Source organism: Burkholderia sp. AU45251 (assembly GCF_030482905.1).
GTDB classification, from domain to species: domain Bacteria; phylum Pseudomonadota; class Gammaproteobacteria; order Burkholderiales; family Burkholderiaceae; genus Burkholderia; species Burkholderia aenigmatica.
Genome location: NZ_JAUJQH010000010.1, coordinates 42,487 through 58,897 on the forward strand (window position 1 = coordinate 42,487; position 16,411 = coordinate 58,897).

A 16,411-nucleotide genomic window follows, 5' to 3' on the forward strand; every position below is an offset into this window, starting at 1 on the left:
GGGCGATCGGGCCGGCCCGCGTGCCGTTTTTCATGGCGGTGTACGTATCGGGCCGGCACCGGGCGTGCGCCGTGCCCGTGCTGCGTGGTCGGCAGCCCGACCGCGCTCGACTGCGGGCCCCGCCTCGTGATGTAATCGCGCGAAACTGCCGACCGGGGTACGACGCCGGAAAGCGCAATTCATTCTTCACGAGGTCGATTCATGTCTCCCGTCTCGGCATTCAAGCTGGTTTTGTTGTCATTCCTCGCGATCGTCGCGCTCGAATGCATCGCCAAGCGGCTGCGGCTACCGCCCGCTGCCGCGCTGCTGATCGGCGGCATCGGCATCGCGTTCATCCCCGGCCTGCCGCCGATCAATCTCGATCCCGAACTGGTGCTGCTGGTGTTCCTGCCGCCGCTGCTGATGGACGGTGCGTATTTCTCGGTGTGGGAGGAGTTCAAGCGCAATGTCGGCGGCATCCTGCTGCTTGCGATCGGCGCGGTCGTGTTCACGACGTTTGCGGTCGGCTTCGCCGTGCACTGGGTGGCGCCGTCGCTGCCGTGGGCCGCGTGCTTCGCGCTCGGTGCGATCGTGTCGCCGCCCGACGCCGTTGCAGCGAAGGCCGTGCTGGAACGCGTCGCGCTGCCGCGCAGGCTGATGGTGCTGCTCGAAGGCGAGAGCCTGCTGAACGACGCGGCCGGCCTCGTGCTGTTCCGCTTCGCGGTCGCGGCCGCGCTCACCGGCGCGTTCAGCCTCGAGCACGCGGTCGTGCGCTTCGCGGAGCTCGGGCTCGGCGGCGTGGCGATCGGCTTCGCGGTCGGCAAGCTCGTCGTGTGGTTCCTGAAGCAGCTCGAAGACGACTACCTCGTGATCACCGTCGCGGTGATTGCCGGCTGGATCGCCTATATCGCGGGCGAAATGGTCGAGGTGTCCGGCGTGATCGCCACCGTCACGGCCGGCATGATCGTCGGCTGGCATCAGCACGAGGTGTTCTCGGCGGCCGTGCGCACGCGCGGCACCGCATTCTGGCAGGTCATCGTGTTCCTGCTCGAAGCGATGGTGTTCGTGCTGATCGGGCTGTCGCTGCGCGGCGCGATCCACCGGCTCGGCGGCTTCGAGCAGGTGCTCGCCACGATGGTGCCGCCGATGCTCGCGGTGCTGGCGGCGGTGATCGTGTCGCGTTTCGTGTGGATCTACGCGGTCGAGGCATTGAAGTGGCCCGTGCGCGGGATCGCGCGGCGCGGCGAAGCGCCCGACTGGAAGGCCGCGACGATCATGAGCTGGGCCGGGATGCGCGGTGTCGTCACGCTGGCGATCGCGCTGTCGCTGCCCGAGGCGATGCCCGGCCGCGACGTGATCCTGGTCGCGTCGTTCGCGGTGATCCTCGTCACCGTGCTGCTGCAGGGCACGACGATCGGGCCGCTGATCCGGTTGCTGCGCCTGCCGCAGCGCGAAGAGCGCGAGGCACATCACCTGACCGAGCCGCAGACATGGGCGTACGTCGAGGCTGCCCAGCTCGCGGCGATCCAGCCGCTCGTGCGCGACGAGAACGGGGTCGTGATTCATCCGCGCCTGCTCGAGCAGTACACGTATCGCGCGGAGCTGACCGAGCGGGCGAAGGACGAGCCCGCGTATCCGGCAGAAGTGCGTACCGCGCACTACGATGTCGTGCTGGCCGCGATCCGGGCCGGGCGCGCGGAACTGTTGCGCCTGCACCGTTCGGGGCACATCCACGACGAGATGCTGCACGCGCTCGAACGCGACCTCGATCTACAGGAAGTGTCCGCGCAGCACGCGCGCGGGTAAGGCCGCACACCACCGTCATAGCGCCGTCGCGTGGCCGGCTCCGGCCGGCGCGACGCGCGCGGGCCGATCGTTGCCCGGCGCGCAATTTTTTCTTCCGCCTGCGCGCCGATTCGGCGCTTTTTCATCCGGCCCCTAATGCGACGGGCAGCCGGCCTTGCAGCGCATGCAAACCTTATGGCGCCGGTCTCGCAAACGTTATCGTCTTTCGAATCCGGAAATGATCTGATTTAACTGTTTCCGGCTCCTTCGTCATATTTGGCAAAACTAAACCGGAAGGAGATAGATGCTGTGTTCTAATTTCATTTAGAATCAGCCGGTTATGTTTATTGAGAGAAAGGATGCGGAGGTAATGCGGCCGCCAACGGGGAGAAATCGGCGTCCGAAGCCCCGCTAGGCAGTGCCGACAGGCCAAATCGGCGGAATCGGGCGGGATTTTCAACCGTCGAAATAAGATAGCGTCCAAGCCGGATAAACAACTCCCATGAAAGAATCGATTGGAGAATCGGCGTTTGAAACTGTATTTATGAAAGAATCGAGCGGTGATAATGCCTCGGATTGTCTTGAATCGGGGTTATCGGTCCTTCTCGTCGACGATCAACCGTTCGTCGGCGAGGTGATCCGCCGCGCGCTGCGCAGCGAACACGACATCGACCTGCACGTGTGCACTGACGCACACCGGGCGATGGCGGTCGCGCGCGACGTGAAGCCGACGGTCATCCTGCAGGATCTCGTGATGCCGGAGATCGACGGCCTCGATCTCGTCCGCGCGTGGCGCGCGGATGCCGGCACCGCACGCGTGCCGATCATCGTGCTGTCCGCGAAGGAGGAGCCGATCGTCAAGCGCGAGGCGTTCATTGCCGGCGCGAACGACTATCTGGTGAAGCTCCCCGACGCGATGGAGCTGGCCGCCCGTATCCGCTATCACTCGAATTCGTACCTGATGTCGCGGCAGCGCGACGAGGCGCTCGATTTCCTGTCGCACGACATGCGTTCGCCGCAGACGTCGATCCTTGCGCTGCTCGACGTCTACCGGGCCGAGCATGGCGACATGCCGGCGATCATGGAGCGCATTGCCGGCCATGCCCGGCGCGCGCTCGCGTTGGCCGATGGTTTCATCCACCTGACCCGCGCGCAGTCCGAGCGCCGCGCGCACGAGGTCGTGAGTCTCAACGAGATCGTGCTCGACGCCGTCGACCAGCTGTGGGAGAAGGCGGCCGGGCTCGGCAGCCGGGTCGCCGCGCAAGTGCCCGATACCGAGTGCGTGACGATGGGCGACCGCATGATGCTCACGCGCGCGGTCGCGAACCTGATCGACAACGGGCTGAAGTACGGCCCGGCCGGCACGGACGTGCACTGCACGCTGGGCGGCGAGGACGGCGCCTGGCTGATCGGCGTCGAGGATACCGGCGCCGGGATCGCACCGGAGCAGCGCACGGCCGCGACCGAGTCGTTCGTGCAGCTCGAATCCGTGCATGGCGCGGCGCGCAGCGGCTTCGGCCTCGGGCTCGCGTTCGTCCGCGCGACGGCGGCGCGGCATCGCGGCCAGATCCTGATGCGCAATACGGCGCGCGGCTTCATGGTCGCGCTTCGGCTGCCGGCGCAAGCGGAGCGGTGATTTCGCGGCGCGGCCTGCCGGCGCCGCGCTGCCCGCAGACCCCGATGCGCTCGTGGCGCGCCGTCCGGCGCACAGGCGGGCGCGAATTTTTTCAACGCTGATTTTAGAAAGCCCATAACGAACATGGCCACCGTGACGCCCCGCGCGACCAATGAAAGCCTGCATCCGACGATCGGCGCTGCCCGGCTGACGCTCGGCAATCGCATCCTGCTCAGCTTCGGCGTACTGTTCGTGCTGATGCTGGTGACAGCCGGCGTGTCGTACGAGCGACTGCGCGCGATCAATACCGAAGCCATCAGCATCGAGCGCGACTCGCTGCCCGGCGTCTACCTCGCGTCGACGCTGCGCGGTTCGGTCAACGAATCGTTCACGCTGCTGCAGCAGGCGACCTTCGTCGACACCGAGCCCGAAACCGTGCAACGCGATCTCGCGAAGATCTCCGACGCGCTGAAGGACATCGAGTCGCTGACGGCCGACTACCAGAGCACGACGTTCCGCGACGACGACCGGCAGCGCTTCGCGGCGTTCCGCGGCGCGTACGACCACTACGTGCCGCTGCTGAACGAAGCCGTGCAGAAGGGCCGCGTGTCGCGCGAGGATGCCGTCGCCGCGTACGCGAAAACGCTGCCCGCGTGGACCGAGGTCGTGCGCAACGCGAACGTGCTGGTGCAGGAAAACCGCAAGTTCGCCGAGCAATCCGCGAAGCTGATCCGCGAATCCGTGCAGGATACCGAGGTCGTGCTCGCGGTCGCGGTGGCGTTCGTGCTGCTGTCCGCGCTCGCGCTCGGCTACGTGCTGTACCGTTCGGTGACCGTACCGATGGCGCGGCTCGTCGAGGTGCACGACGTGATGCGCACCGGCAACCTGACGCGCCGCCTCGACCTGCGCCGCCGCGACGAATTCGGCACGCTCGAGACGGGTTTCAACCGGATGGCCGACGAGCTGACCGAGCTCGTGGCGCGCGCCCAGCAGTCGTCGCTGCAGGTCACGACGTCGGTGGCCGAGATCGCGGCGACGTCGCGCGAGCAGCAGGCAACCGCGAACGAAACCGCGGCGACGACGACCGAGATCGGCGCGACCTCGCGCGAGATCTTCGCAACGTCGCGCGACCTGCTGCGCACGATGAACGAGGTCGCCGGCGTGGCCGAGCAGTCGGCGACGCTCGCGGGCGTGAGCCAGAGCGGGCTCACGCGGATGGGCGAGACGATGCGCAGCGTGATGGACGCGGCCGGTTCGGTGAACGCGAAGCTCGCGATCCTCAACGAGAAGGCGCTGAACATCAACCAGGTGGTCGCGACGATCACCAAGGTGGCCGACCAGACCAACCTGCTGTCGCTGAACGCGGCGATCGAGGCCGAGAAGGCCGGCGAGTACGGCCGCGGCTTCGCGGTCGTCGCGACCGAGATCCGCCGCCTTGCCGACCAGACGGCGGTGGCGACCTACGACATCGAGCAGACGGTGAAGGAAATCCAGTCGGCGGTGTCGGCGGGCGTGATGGGGATGGACAAGTTCTCCGAGGAAGTGCGCCGCGGCATGCTCGACGTGCAGCAGGTCGGCGGGCAGCTGTCGCAGATCATCGCCGAGGTGCAGACGCTCGCGCCGCGCTTCCAGATGGTCAACGAAGGGATGCAGACGCAGGCGAACGGCGCCGAGCAGATCACGCAGGCGCTGTCGCAACTGTCGGAGGCCGCGCAGCAGACGGCCGAGTCGCTGCGTCAGTCGTCGCAGGCGATCGACGACCTGACGCTCGTCGCGAACCAGTTGCGCACCAGCGTGTCGCGTTTCAAGGTCGACGCGTGACGCGCGCCGACACGCAGAACGGCGCCCACGCGCTGTTCCTGATGTTCGAGCTCGACGGCGAACGCTATGCGCTCGACGCGGCCGGCATCGACGAGGTGCTGCCGCTCGCGGTCACGAAGGCTGTGCCCGGCGCGCCCGACTGGATCGCCGGGCTGCTGATGCGTGGCGGCCAGCCGGTGCCGGTGATCGACGTGCCGATGCTGGCGCTCGGGCGCCGCGCGCATGCGTTGCGTTCGACGCGGCTCGTGATGGTTCGCTACCGCGCGGACGAGGCCGGCGGCGAGCGCACGATCGGGCTGATCGTCGAGCGCGCGACGCAGACGATGCGGATCGACCGCGCCGCGTTTCGCACGAGCGGCATCTCGACCGCGCGCACGCGCTGGCTCGGGCCGGTCGCGAACACGCCCGACGGCGTCGTGCAACAGGTGTCGGTATCCGACCTGATCGACGACGTCGCGCGCCTGTATCTGTTCGACGGCCTGCCGGGCCACGGGGGAGAGTCTGCATGAAAGAGTCCGAATCGCGATTTCGCGGCTGGCTGCTGCGCGAGACCGGCATCGACCCCGATTCGCTCGGTAACGATTTCCTGAGCCGCGCGCTGACGGAACGCGTGCATGCGCTGCAGGCGGACGGCGAGCGCCTGCCGTCGGCGGCGCGGCCTCCCGTGACGCAGGACGCGCTCGACGCCTACTGGCAGCAGCTCAACGCGTCGGCCGACGAACGGCGTGCGCTGATCGAGCTGTTCGTCGTGCCCGAGACCTGGTTCTTCCGCGACCGCGAGGCGTTCGCGACGCTCGCGCGGCTCGCGGTGGAGCGGCTCGCCGCGCTGCCCGGCCGCGTGATCCGCGTGCTGAGCGCGCCGTGCTCGACGGGCGAGGAGCCGTATTCGGCGGCGATGGCGCTGCTCGACGCGGGGCTCGACCCGGCCAGCTTCACGATCGACGCGATCGACCTCAGCGCGCGCGCGATCGAGCAGGCGCGGCTCGGCTGCTACGGGCGCAATGCGTTCCGCGGCACCGCGACGGAATTTCGTGCGCGGCACTTCATGCCGACCCGCGATGGCTGGCTGCTCGACGAGCGCGTGCGCGCGTGCGTTCAGTTCAGTCAGGCGAACCTCGTCGAACCGGCCGTCGATACCGGCATTCGCTACGATTTCGTGTTCTGCCGCAACGTGCTGATCTACTTCGATCGCGATGCGCAGGATCGCGTGATCCGCTCGCTCGACGCGCGTCTTGCCGGCGACGGCATGCTGTTCGTCGGGCCGGCCGAAACGGGTGTTGCGATGCGGCACGGGATGCGCTCGGCGCGCGTGCCGCTGGCATTCGCGTTTCATCGCGAGCCCGCCGGCGCGCCGGCCGACGGATGCGCGGCCCGCCCGGTGGCGTCGTTGTCGGCGGCGGCGTCGAATCGGCGCACGGAGCGTTTCACGGTCGCGCCGCTCGCGGCGACGCGCTCGGTGCTGGCGGTCGCGCCGCCGGCCTGGCTCGGCGGCGCACGCCAGCCGTTCGCGGCGCCGCAGCCGGCCATGCACGCGGCCGCGTTCGACGCACGGGCCGACCTGCCGGTGGCCGTGGCCGAACCGGTTGTGCCGGTCGCCGAAAGCGCCGCGCCGACGCTGGAAGAGGCGCAGGCGCTGGCGAATGCCGGCGCGTTCGACGAGGCCGAGCGCGTGCTCGCGCAGTTCTCGGCGCGCGTCGGGCCGCATGCCGATGCGTTCTACCTGAACGGGCTGATCGCGGACGCGCGCGGACGCGCCGCGGAAGCCGGCGACTTCTACCGGAAGGCGCTGTACCTGCGGCCCACGCACCACGAAGCGCTGACCCATCTTGCGACGCTGCTCGACGTCGGCGGCGATCGCGCGGGCGCGCAATGGCTGCTCGAGCGTGCACGGCGCTCGGCCGGCTGACAACACCAAGGTTGGGGACCGATATCGCGATGACCAGAGGAATTCATGAACCGCGCCGCCGCTGCCACTGACGAGACGACGATCGACGTCGACGATTGCTGGAACCGGATCGGCACGCGCGGCGACCGCTCGTGCGAGCGGCTGAACGACTGCCTGCGCTGCCTGAACTGCCCGGTGTACGCATATCACGCGGCGAAGCTGCTCGAGCGTCCGCTCGACGGGTCCGAGATGGCCGACGCCACGCGCCGGATGAGCGCGTCCGGCGCGCCGCACGTGCGCGATGCCGACACCGATACGCACCATGCGGCGCTGGCGTTCCGGGTGGCCGACGAATGGCTCGCGCTGCCGATCGGCGTGCTGCGCGAGATTGCCGGCACGCGCCCGATTCATTCGCTGCCGCATCGCCGCAATTCGGCCGTGCGCGGCGTGGTCAACATCCGCGGCACGCTGCGCATCGCGATCTCGATCGGCGCGCTGCTCGGCCTCGACGCCGGCAAGGGCGGCAACGGCGGCGGCGATGGCCGCTTCACGCGGCTGCTGGTGGCGGCGCACCAGGGCGAGCCGGTCGTGTTTCCGGTCGACGAAGTCGAAGGCGTGCTGCGCTTCGGCGCATCCGACTGGGTGCCGGTGCCGGCGACGGTCGGGCGCGCGAGCGCCGGCCTGTCGCGCGGTGTGCTGTCGTGGCGCGGCAAGTCGGTGGGCCTGCTCGACGACGACCGCCTGTTCGACGCCGTGACACGGAGCATGCGATGAGCGGCGATGACGACCTGAGCCACCTGTCGCTGCTCGAGCTGTATCGCGAGGAGACGCGCACGCAGACCCAGGCGCTGTCCGAGCGGCTGCTCGCGCTCGAATCGGGCGAGCCCGATTCCGTCGCGCTCGAGGCATGCATGCGTGCCGCGCATTCGCTGAAGGGCGCCGCGCGCATCGTCGGCGTGCCGCTCGGCGTCGAGATTGCGGGGCGGATGGAAGAGTGCTTCGTCGCCGCGCAGTCCGGCACGATCGCACTGACGGCCACGCACGTCGACGTATTGCTGGCCGGTGTCGATTTGCTGGTGCGCGTCGGCGATCCGCAGGGGCCGCCCGTGTCGCAGACGGAGATCGACGTGTTCGCGGCAGCGCTGACGGGTGCCGACGGCGCGCAGACGATGCAGGCGCCGGCCGCCGTCCCGCCGCCGATGCCGCCGTCGATCGTGCCGCCGTATCGCGAGCACGACGGTGCCGCGAACGAGCCCGTCGGGGCCGGCGCCACCGTGCCGCCGCTCGCCGTGTCGGGCACGGTGCCCGATCCGGCCCAGGCCGGCCGCGTGGCCGGCGCCGGCGCGATGCGCCGCGTGCGGGCGGATACGCTGAACCGGCTGCTGAGTTTGTCCGGCGAATCGCTGGTCGAATCGCGCTGGCTCAAGCCGTTCGCCGAATCGATGCTGCGCGTGAAGCGCGCGCAGCGCGACGCGGCCCGCTCGCTCGATTTGATGTACGAACAATTCGCCGACGATCTCGACGCGGGCATGCTCGCGTCGATGAACGAAGTGCGGCACATGCTGAACGACCTTCAGCGTTCGCTCGCCGAGCGCATGGACGAATTCGACCGTTTCGAGCGGCGCAGCACGCATATCGCCGAGCAGCTTTACGACGAGGCGCTGCAGTGCCGGATGCGGCCGTTCGGCGATGCGACGCGCGCGTACCCGCGCATCGTCCGCGATCTCGCGCGCTCGCTCGGCAAGCAGGTGCGTTTCTCGATCGTCGGCGAGGGCACGCAGGTCGACCGCGACATCCTCGACCTGCTCGACGCGCCGCTCGGCCACCTGCTGCGCAACGCCATCGATCACGGCGTCGATTCGCCGGAAGCACGGCGCGCGCGCGGCAAGCCGGCCGAGGCGAGCGTGACGCTGGAGGCGCGCCACAGCGCCGGCTCGCTGCTGGTCAGCGTGATCGATGACGGCCCGGGCGTCGACATGGACGCGCTGCGCGCGGCCGTCGTGCGCCAGCGCCTGACCGACGACGAGACGGCCGCGCGGCTGTCCGATCCCGAGCTGCTCGAATTCCTGTTGCTGCCGGGCTTCTCGATGCGCGATGCGGTGACCGACGTGTCGGGCCGCGGCGTCGGCCTCGACGCGGTGCAGGAGATGGTGCGCGGCGTGCGTGGCGCGGTGCGGATCTTCAACGAGCCGGGCGCGGGGATGCGCTTCGTGCTGCAGTTGCCGCTCACGCTGTCGGTGATCCGCAGCCTGCTCGTCGAGGTCGGCGGCGAACCGTATGCGTTCCCGCTCGCGCACGTGCGCCGCACGCTCGAACTTCCGCACGACAATATCGACGTGCTCGAAGGGCAGCCGCATTTCCCGTTCGACGGCCGGCGCGCGGGCCTGGTCGCCGCGCACCAGCTGCTCGACGCGGGCGAACCCGATGCGGCGCGCACGAGCACGGCGGTGGTGGTCGTCGGCGGCGAGCCCGAGCTGTACGGCGTCGCGGTCGACCGCTTCCTCGGCGAACGGATGCTCGTCGTGCAGCCGCTCGACAGCCGTTTGCACAAGATCCAGAACATCGCGGCCGGCGCGCTGCTCGAGAACGGCGACCCGGTGTTGATCGTCGACGTCGAAGACATGATCCGCTCGGTCGACAAGCTCGTGCGCGGCGGGCAACTCGCGCGGCTCACGCGCGACCCGCAACTTGCGCTGGCCGACCGGCGCCGCCGCGTGCTCGTCGTCGACGATTCGCTGACGGTGCGCGAGCTCGAACGCAAGTTGCTGGAAAAGCGCGGCTACGACGTGACGGTCGCGGTCGATGGGATGGAGGGCTGGAACGCGGTGCGCAGCGATGCGTTCGATCTGGTCGTCACGGATGTCGACATGCCGCGCATGGATGGCATCGAGCTCGTCACGCTGATCAAGAACGATCCAATGCTCAAGCGCGTGCCGGTGATGATCGTGTCGTACAAGGATCGCGACGAGGATCGCCGGCGCGGGCTCGATGCGGGCGCCGATTACTACCTCGCGAAGAGCAGCTTCCACGACGAGGCGTTGCTCGATGCCGTGCACGACCTGATCGGAGATGCGCGCGGATGAACATCGGCATCGTCAACGACCTGCCGCTGGCCGTGGAGGCGCTGCGCCGCGTGATCGCGCTGCGCACGGACCACCGCGTGCTGTGGGTCGCGACCGACGGCGACGAGGCGGTGGATTTCTGCGTCGCGCATCCGCCCGATGTCGTGCTGATGGATCTCGTGATGCCGAAGGTCGACGGCGTCGCCGCGACGCGCCGGATCATGGCGCGCGCGCCGTGCGCGATCCTGATCGTGACGGCGAGCGTCAGCGCGAACACGTCGTCGGTCTACGAGGCGATGGGCGCCGGGGCGCTCGACGCGGTCGACACGCCGACGCTTGCGCTCGGACTGTCGGCCGACGCGTCGCCGCAGGCGCTGCTCGCGAAGATCGACCAGATCGGCCGGCTGCTCGAAAGCCGCACCGCGGTGCTCGTGCCGCCGGGGCCGACGCCCGAGCGCGGCCAGCCGACGCTCGTCGCGATCGGCGCGTCGGCGGGCGGGCCAACCGCGCTGACCGCGCTGTTGCGGGCGCTGCCGGCCGACTTTCCGGCGGCGATCGTGATCGTCCAGCACGTCGACCAGGCGTTCGCGCTCGGGATGGCCGAGTGGCTCGACGGCTATACGCGGCTGCCGGTGCGCGTCGCCCGGCAGGGCAGCGTGCCGCAGGCCGGCGAGGTGCTGCTCGCGGCGACCAACGATCACCTGTATCTGTCGCCGCGCGGCGTGCTCGGCTATACGCGGCATCCGGCCGAGACACCGTACCGGCCATCGATCGACGTGTTCTTCAACAGCGTCGCCGACGGCTGGCAGGGCGAGGCGGTCGGCGTGCTGCTGACGGGCATGGGGCGCGACGGTGCGCTCGGCCTGAAGGCGATGCGCGCGAAGGGCTGCCACACGATCGCGCAGGACGAGGCGACCAGCGCCGTCTACGGGATGCCGAAGGCGGCCGCGGCGATCGGTGCGGCGTCGGCGATCCTGCCGCTCGAGCGGATCGCGCCCCAGCTGATTTCGCGGATCGCGCGCCCGCTGCGCGACTGACGGCGCTCGCGGGGCGCACGACGCCGTCCTGCCCGGTTTCGATGCGTCGGTGGCCGCATTGCGGGCGTCGCGCGGCGTCGCGTACAATGGCGGCCAGCGGAGATGGCATGCCTCCCTGTGGTCGTACGCGGCGCGTTGCGCACGGTGCGACCCTCAACCGCCGGTTCGCCCGGCTGATGATGCCTGCGTGTTCCTGGGTCGTCAGGAGGTCGCAGGCCGTCCATGCGGGTTTCTACCGCCCAGGTTTTGATGTTCCGTCGAATCTGGAAATCATGTTTTTCACGACTTCTGCCGATCTTCTCGCGACCGTGCGCTATGTGTGCCGCTGGCTCGCGCTCTCGGCCCTGCTTGGCACGCTGGCCGGCACGGCTTCCGCGTTGTTCCTGATCGCGCTCGACTGGGCGACCGGCACGCGCGTGGCACACCCATGGCTGCTGTGGGGGCTGCCGGCCGCCGGTTTCGCGACCGGCTGGATCTACCATCGCTTCGGCCAGTCCGTCGCGCGCGGCAACAACCTGCTGATCGACGAGATTCACGACCCGAAGGCGCTCGTGCCGAAGCGGATGGCGCCGCTCGTGCTCGTCGCGACCGTCGTCACGCACCTGTTCGGCGGCTCGGCCGGCCGCGAGGGCACGGCCGTGCAGATGGGCGGTGCGCTCGCCGATCGCGTCACGCAGGTGTTCCGCCTCGATCGCGAGCATCGCCGCGTGCTGCTGATGGGCGGCATCGCGGCCGGGTTCGCGTCGGTGTTCGGCACACCGCTCGCGGGTGCCGTGTTCGGGCTCGAGGTGCTCGCGATCGGGCGCGTGCGGTACGACGCGCTGCTGACCTGCGTCGCCTCAGCGATCGTCGCGGACGTCGTCTGCCGCGCGTGGGGCGTGCATCACACGGCCTATGCGATTCCGTTCGTGCCGGCCGTGTCGGCGACGGGGCTCGCCGTGACGGTCGTCGCGGGCATTGCGTTCGGCGTGGCCGGGCGGCTGTTCGCGTTTGCGACGCATGCGCTGACCGCGTGGTTCCGGCGCGTCGTCCGCTATGCGCCGCTGCAGCCGGTGCTCGGCGGCCTGCTGGTCGCCGTGGCCGCCACCGTGCTGAACGTGCCGCAGTATCTCGGCCTCGGTATCCCGACGATCGAGGCCGCGTTTCACGGCCCGCTGCCGCTCTACGATTTCGCGGGCAAGTTCGCGTTCACCGTCGTCACGCTCGCGTCGGGGTTCAAGGGCGGCGAAGTGACGCCGCTGTTCTACATCGGGGCGACGCTTGGCAACGCGCTCGGCCAGGTGCTGGCGCTGCCGGTGCCGGTGCTCGCGGGGCTCGGCTTCGTCGCGGTATTCGCCGGCGCGGCGAATACGCCGATCGCGTCGACGATCATGGCGATCGAACTGTTTGGCGCGGATATCGGCGTGTATGCGATCGTCGCGTGCGTCGTCGCGTATCTGTTCTCGGGGCACGCGGGGATTTATCGCGCGCAGCGTGTGGCGGTGGGGAAGGGCGCGCAGGCGGAGGCGGAATGACGCGGGCGCGGAAGGCTGAATCGTCGCGGTGCGTGCGGGAGCGCGATGCATGCGATGCCGGAGGGGCAACGTGTCGTTGTGGGTACATCTGATCGGGCCGGGCGGCGCCGGCAAGACCACGGTCGGGGAGATCGTCGCGGCGCGCCTGAACTGGCGGTTCGTCGATGTGGATCGGTGCTTCCTGGCCGCGCACGGGAACATCGCCGATTTCATCCGGGAGCGCGGCTATGCCGAGTATGCGTCGCACAACGTCCGGCTGTACGAGCAACTCAGGCGTGACACGTCGGCGCCCACGATCTGCGCGGTGTCGTCCGGTTTCATGCTGTATCCGGCCGATGTCACGCCAGCCTATCCGGCACTTCGCCGTGACATCGAGGCGGGCGGATTCACCGCGCTCCTGCTGCCGTCGTTCGACCTCGAACGCTGCGCGAACCTGATCGTGGGCCGGCAGGTGTCCCGGCCGTATCTGCATGCGAACGAAGCCGACGAGATGCGCAAGATCCGCGCTCGATTCCCTGTGTTCATGCGCCTGAACTGCAAGCGGTTTGCGAGCGACGGCCCACCCGAACATGTGGCGGCCGACATCGAACGCTTTATCGTGGCGTCGATGGCTTCGCGCGAACACGGTTCGCATCCGGTCGCGGGCGGTACGCGGTGATCCAGCGGATCACCGCGTACCGGCACCCGTTACGGCTTCGGCAGGCGCGCGACATGGCGCGCCAGCACTTCCTCGATATCGATGCCTTTTTCCGCCAGCAATGCGGTCACGACGCCGTTCAGTTCGCCGAGCGTTTCCTTGACCGATTCCCGGATCGTATCGACGACCACCTGCGTGCTGCGCTCGATCTCGATGTTGACCGTGTCGTTGACGCCCTTCCCATCGAAGGTCGTCGCGCGTCGCGTTTCGGGAATCAGCCAGACATCGAACCAGCCTTCGTCGCGGTTGACGTCGGACACCGTCAGGCTGCAGCCGTTGATCGCGATATAACCCTTCGCGAACACATACCGCTTGAAGGCGTCCGGCACGCCGATGCGCACCATCCGGTTATGTTCGGATACGGCGATGTGCCGGATCGTCCCGGTGAAGTCGACATGGCCGGACAGCGGATGCCCGCCGATCTCCGCGCCGTCCTTCGCGGCCCGCTCCACGTTGACGGGGGCGCCCGTCACGAGATCAGCCAGCGTGGTGATCCGCAGGCTCGGCAGCATCACGTCGAAGTCGATCAGCTCCGGCGAATGGATGGTCGTCACCGTCAGGCAGACGCCGTCGACCGAGACGCTGGCGCCGATCTCGATGTCGTCGGTAAACCGCTCCGGGAATTCGATGCTGAAGGTTCTCAGTTCCCCGTGATCGGCGATCGTCTTGATGGTGGCAACGCCCTGGACAATTCCTGTAAACATGGTCGATCCCTTGTCGCGAATTTGCTGGCCGACATGATAAGGGATCCGGGAAAGGGACACCTCGCGGCGCGCGGTTGCGGGGCGGCAGGCGTGAGGCGCTGACGTAAAAAAGGCCGTGCGCCTGGCACGGCCTCGATCCGGATCCATTATTCATTTGCAGACGCGCGCCGCGACGCGCTTGCGTCATACCTCGGCCGGCTCGCCCAGCGGCCCGGTGTCGTCGTCCGCCGTGCGTCGCGGCGAATCGGCGAGCCCCTTCGCGAGCTCCAGCGCCTGCCGCTCGAACAGCCGGCGATAGATGCCGCCTTCGATGCGGATCAGCGCGTCGTGGTTACCTTCCTCGATCACCTTGCCGCGATCGAGCACGAGCAGCCGGTCGAGCGCGCGCACGGTCGACAGCCGGTGCGCGACCACGAGCGTCGTGCGGCCGACCATCAGCCGTTCCATCGCCTGCTGGATCAACAGCTCGCTTTCGCTGTCGAGGCTCGACGTCGCTTCGTCGAGGATCAGGATCGGCGCATCGGCGAGGAACGCGCGCGCGATCGCGACCCGCTGGCGTTCGCCGCCCGACAGCTTGATCCCGCGTTCGCCGACGAGCGTGTCATAGCCGTCCGGCAGCGTGGCGATGAAGTCGTGCGCGCTGGCAAGCCGCGCGGCGCGCTCGATGTCGGCCCGGCTCGCGTCGGGGCGCGCATACGCGATGTTCTCCGCGAGCGTGCGGTGGAACAGCACGGGCTCCTGCTGGACGATCGCGATCTGGCTGCGCAGCGAATCCTGCCGCACCCGCGCGATGTCCTGGCCGTCGATCGTGATGCGGCCGCCCGACACGTCGTACAGGCGCTGGATCAGCTTGATGAACGACGTCTTGCCCGACCCCGAGTGGCCGACGAGGCCCACGCGCTCGCCTGGCGCGATCCGCATCGAGAAATCGTCGTACAGCGGCACCGGATGGTTGTCGTAGCGGAACGTCACGTGCTCGAAGCGGATCTCGCCTTGCCCGATCCGGATGGCCGGCGCGCCGGGACGATCGTCGATGCCGAGCGGCTGGCGTTCGAGCGCGACGAGTTCTTCCATGTCGTTCACCGAGCGTTGCAGGTTGCGGATGTGCATGCCGACGTCGCGCAGGTAGCCCTGCAGCATGAAGAACATCGTCAGCGCGAATGCGATGTCGCCGACGCTCGCCTCGTCGTTCGCCCACAGCCGCAGCGCGACGCCGATCATCGCGGCCTGCATCGCGACGAGCATCGCGCCCTGCAACCCGCCGTTGAGCGTGCCGCGCACCCAGGTGCGGCGCGTGCGCTGCCGCCACTTGCCGATCACGCGCGCGAGCCGCGCTTCCTCGCGCGTTTCCGCGCCGAACGCCTTGACGACCGCGTTGCAGCTCACGGCATCGGCGAGCGCGCCACCCATGCGCGTATCCCACAGGTTGCCGAGCCGCGCGGCGGGCGCGACGATGCCGAGCGACACGGCCACCGTTACCGCGATGTACAGCAGCGAACCCGCGCCGACGACGAGCCCCATCACGGGCCAGTACGTGCCGAGCAGCACGGTGGCACCGACGAGCATCGTGACCGATGGCAGCAGCGCAATCAGCACGGTGTCGTTCAGCAGGTCGATCGCCCAGATCCCGCGCGTGATCTTGCGCACGGTCGAGCCCGCGAAGCTGTTCGCGTGCCAGTCGGTCGAGAAGCGCTGCACGCGATGGAACGACGCGGCCGCGATCTCGCTCATCATCTTCAGCGTGAGCGTGATGATGTTCAGGTAGACGCCTTGCCGCAGCACCGTCGCGCCGAGCCCGAGCGCGGCGAGCGTGCCGAACGCGACGAGGGCCGCATGCCACGCGGCGGCGCGGTCGGTCACGCCCATCGACAGCGCGTCGACGAGGCGACCGGCGAACAGTGGCGTGAGCACGTCGGCGAGTGCGGCGAGCAGCGCGAGGCCCGCGACCGTGGCGGTGCGGGCCGGCTGCTTGCGCCAGTAACGGAAGGTGAAGCCGAAGACGGCCTGGAATGCCTGGCCGCCCAGATGGGAAGTTTTTCTGGTCATTTATCGTTGCCCGGCGCATCGCGCGACGGGACTTTCCGGTTCGGAGAACATCGAAAACGCAACAGCCAGGCCGCGCGAAAATGGCGGGTGGAAAACGAAACAGGCTGTCGGGAAACGGCGCGGCTGACGGATTAGCGGAAAACTCGGGAGCCGGCGCGGACGGCGGGCTGGATCAGCTGTGCCGTGGGACCACGTTCGGGAAGGTTGCTGGCATTGGGAACATCTGCACCTCCCCTGAAGTGAACGGTTGAAAGGACGCCGAAAAG

At 68.8% G+C, this 16,411-nt stretch carries 12 protein-coding genes and 1 riboswitch; of the genes, 10 read left to right on the forward strand and 2 right to left on the reverse strand.

Annotated elements, in window-relative coordinates:
* Positions 1–201: 201 nt before the first annotated feature.
* The 10 genes from QZM67_RS20435 to QZM67_RS20480 all read left to right on the forward strand — a co-directional run bounded on the left by QZM67_RS20435 (position 202) and on the right by QZM67_RS20480 (position 13,356).
* Positions 202–1,785 carry a Na+/H+ antiporter gene (locus tag QZM67_RS20435; RefSeq protein ID WP_301806177.1) on the forward strand — a complete coding sequence of 528 codons (1,584 nt, stop codon included), beginning with the start codon at positions 202–204 and terminating at the stop codon, positions 1,783–1,785.
* Between the two features lie 481 nt (positions 1,786–2,266).
* Positions 2,267–3,400 carry a hybrid sensor histidine kinase/response regulator gene (locus tag QZM67_RS20440; protein ID WP_043177943.1) on the forward strand — a complete coding sequence of 378 codons (1,134 nt, stop codon included), beginning with the start codon at positions 2,267–2,269 and terminating at the stop codon, positions 3,398–3,400.
* A 123-nt stretch (positions 3,401–3,523) separates the two neighbouring features.
* Positions 3,524–5,200, forward strand: a complete 1,677-nt coding sequence (locus QZM67_RS20445) for a methyl-accepting chemotaxis protein (protein WP_301806178.1) — start codon at positions 3,524–3,526, stop codon at positions 5,198–5,200.
* Positions 5,197–5,709: a chemotaxis protein CheW gene (locus tag QZM67_RS20450; protein WP_043177938.1), complete on the forward strand. Its 513-nt coding sequence runs from the start codon at positions 5,197–5,199 to the stop codon at positions 5,707–5,709. The genes QZM67_RS20445 and QZM67_RS20450 overlap by 4 nt, the downstream gene beginning before the upstream one ends.
* Positions 5,706–7,106 carry a protein-glutamate O-methyltransferase CheR gene (locus tag QZM67_RS20455; protein ID WP_301806179.1) on the forward strand — a complete coding sequence of 467 codons (1,401 nt, stop codon included), beginning with the start codon at positions 5,706–5,708 and terminating at the stop codon, positions 7,104–7,106. The genes QZM67_RS20450 and QZM67_RS20455 overlap by 4 nt, the downstream gene beginning before the upstream one ends.
* Positions 7,107–7,151: 45 nt before the next feature.
* On the forward strand, positions 7,152–7,859 hold the full coding sequence (locus QZM67_RS20460) for a chemotaxis protein CheW (RefSeq protein ID WP_301806180.1): 708 nt from the start codon (positions 7,152–7,154) through the stop codon (positions 7,857–7,859).
* Complete coding sequence (locus QZM67_RS20465) at positions 7,856–10,168, forward strand: hybrid sensor histidine kinase/response regulator (RefSeq protein WP_301806181.1); 2,313 nt, start codon at positions 7,856–7,858, stop codon at positions 10,166–10,168. The genes QZM67_RS20460 and QZM67_RS20465 overlap by 4 nt, the downstream gene beginning before the upstream one ends.
* On the forward strand, positions 10,165–11,184 hold the full coding sequence (locus QZM67_RS20470) for a chemotaxis response regulator protein-glutamate methylesterase (RefSeq protein ID WP_301806182.1): 1,020 nt from the start codon (positions 10,165–10,167) through the stop codon (positions 11,182–11,184). Before QZM67_RS20465 ends, QZM67_RS20470 begins: the two co-directional genes overlap by 4 nt.
* Positions 11,185–11,273: 89 nt before the next feature.
* A riboswitch (Fluoride riboswitch) is annotated at positions 11,274–11,377 on the forward strand.
* A 79-nt stretch (positions 11,378–11,456) separates the two neighbouring features.
* Positions 11,457–12,698 (forward strand): voltage-gated chloride channel family protein, encoded by a 1,242-nt coding sequence (locus QZM67_RS20475; protein WP_301806183.1) that lies wholly within the window; start codon positions 11,457–11,459, stop codon positions 12,696–12,698.
* A gap of 70 nt (positions 12,699–12,768) precedes the next feature.
* Positions 12,769–13,356 (forward strand): shikimate kinase, encoded by a 588-nt coding sequence (locus tag QZM67_RS20480; protein ID WP_301806184.1) that lies wholly within the window; start codon positions 12,769–12,771, stop codon positions 13,354–13,356.
* A gap of 29 nt (positions 13,357–13,385) precedes the next feature.
* On the opposite strand, the gene QZM67_RS20485 is transcribed toward QZM67_RS20480, so the two are convergent.
* Both QZM67_RS20485 and QZM67_RS20490 read right to left on the reverse strand, forming a co-directional pair.
* Entirely contained in the window at positions 13,386–14,099 is a 714-nt protein-coding gene (locus QZM67_RS20485) for a riboflavin synthase subunit alpha (protein ID WP_175025044.1), read from the reverse strand.
* 183 nt (positions 14,100–14,282) lie between these two features.
* Positions 14,283–16,145, reverse strand: a complete 1,863-nt coding sequence (locus QZM67_RS20490) for an ABC transporter ATP-binding protein (RefSeq protein ID WP_301806185.1) — start codon at positions 16,143–16,145, stop codon at positions 14,283–14,285.
* Positions 16,146–16,411 lie beyond the last annotated feature (266 nt).

Excerpts from the sequence above, each read along its gene's own strand:
- QZM67_RS20440 (WP_043177943.1), top strand. The coding sequence starts at position 2,267 with ATGAAAGAATCGATTGGAGAATCGGCGTTTGAAACTGTATTTATGAAA.
- QZM67_RS20475 (WP_301806183.1), top strand. The coding sequence starts at position 11,457 with ATGTTTTTCACGACTTCTGCCGATCTTCTCGCGACCGTGCGCTATGTG.
- QZM67_RS20455 (WP_301806179.1), top strand. The coding sequence starts at position 5,706 with ATGAAAGAGTCCGAATCGCGATTTCGCGGCTGGCTGCTGCGCGAGACC.
- QZM67_RS20435 (WP_301806177.1), top strand. The coding sequence starts at position 202 with ATGTCTCCCGTCTCGGCATTCAAGCTGGTTTTGTTGTCATTCCTCGCG.
- QZM67_RS20470 (WP_301806182.1), top strand. The coding sequence starts at position 10,165 with ATGAACATCGGCATCGTCAACGACCTGCCGCTGGCCGTGGAGGCGCTG.
- QZM67_RS20465 (WP_301806181.1), top strand. The coding sequence starts at position 7,856 with ATGAGCGGCGATGACGACCTGAGCCACCTGTCGCTGCTCGAGCTGTAT.
- QZM67_RS20485 (WP_175025044.1), bottom strand. The coding sequence starts at position 14,099 with ATGTTTACAGGAATTGTCCAGGGCGTTGCCACCATCAAGACGATCGCC.
- QZM67_RS20490 (WP_301806185.1), bottom strand. The coding sequence starts at position 16,145 with ATGACCAGAAAAACTTCCCATCTGGGCGGCCAGGCATTCCAGGCCGTC.
- QZM67_RS20460 (WP_301806180.1), top strand. The coding sequence starts at position 7,152 with ATGAACCGCGCCGCCGCTGCCACTGACGAGACGACGATCGACGTCGAC.
- QZM67_RS20445 (WP_301806178.1), top strand. The coding sequence starts at position 3,524 with ATGGCCACCGTGACGCCCCGCGCGACCAATGAAAGCCTGCATCCGACG.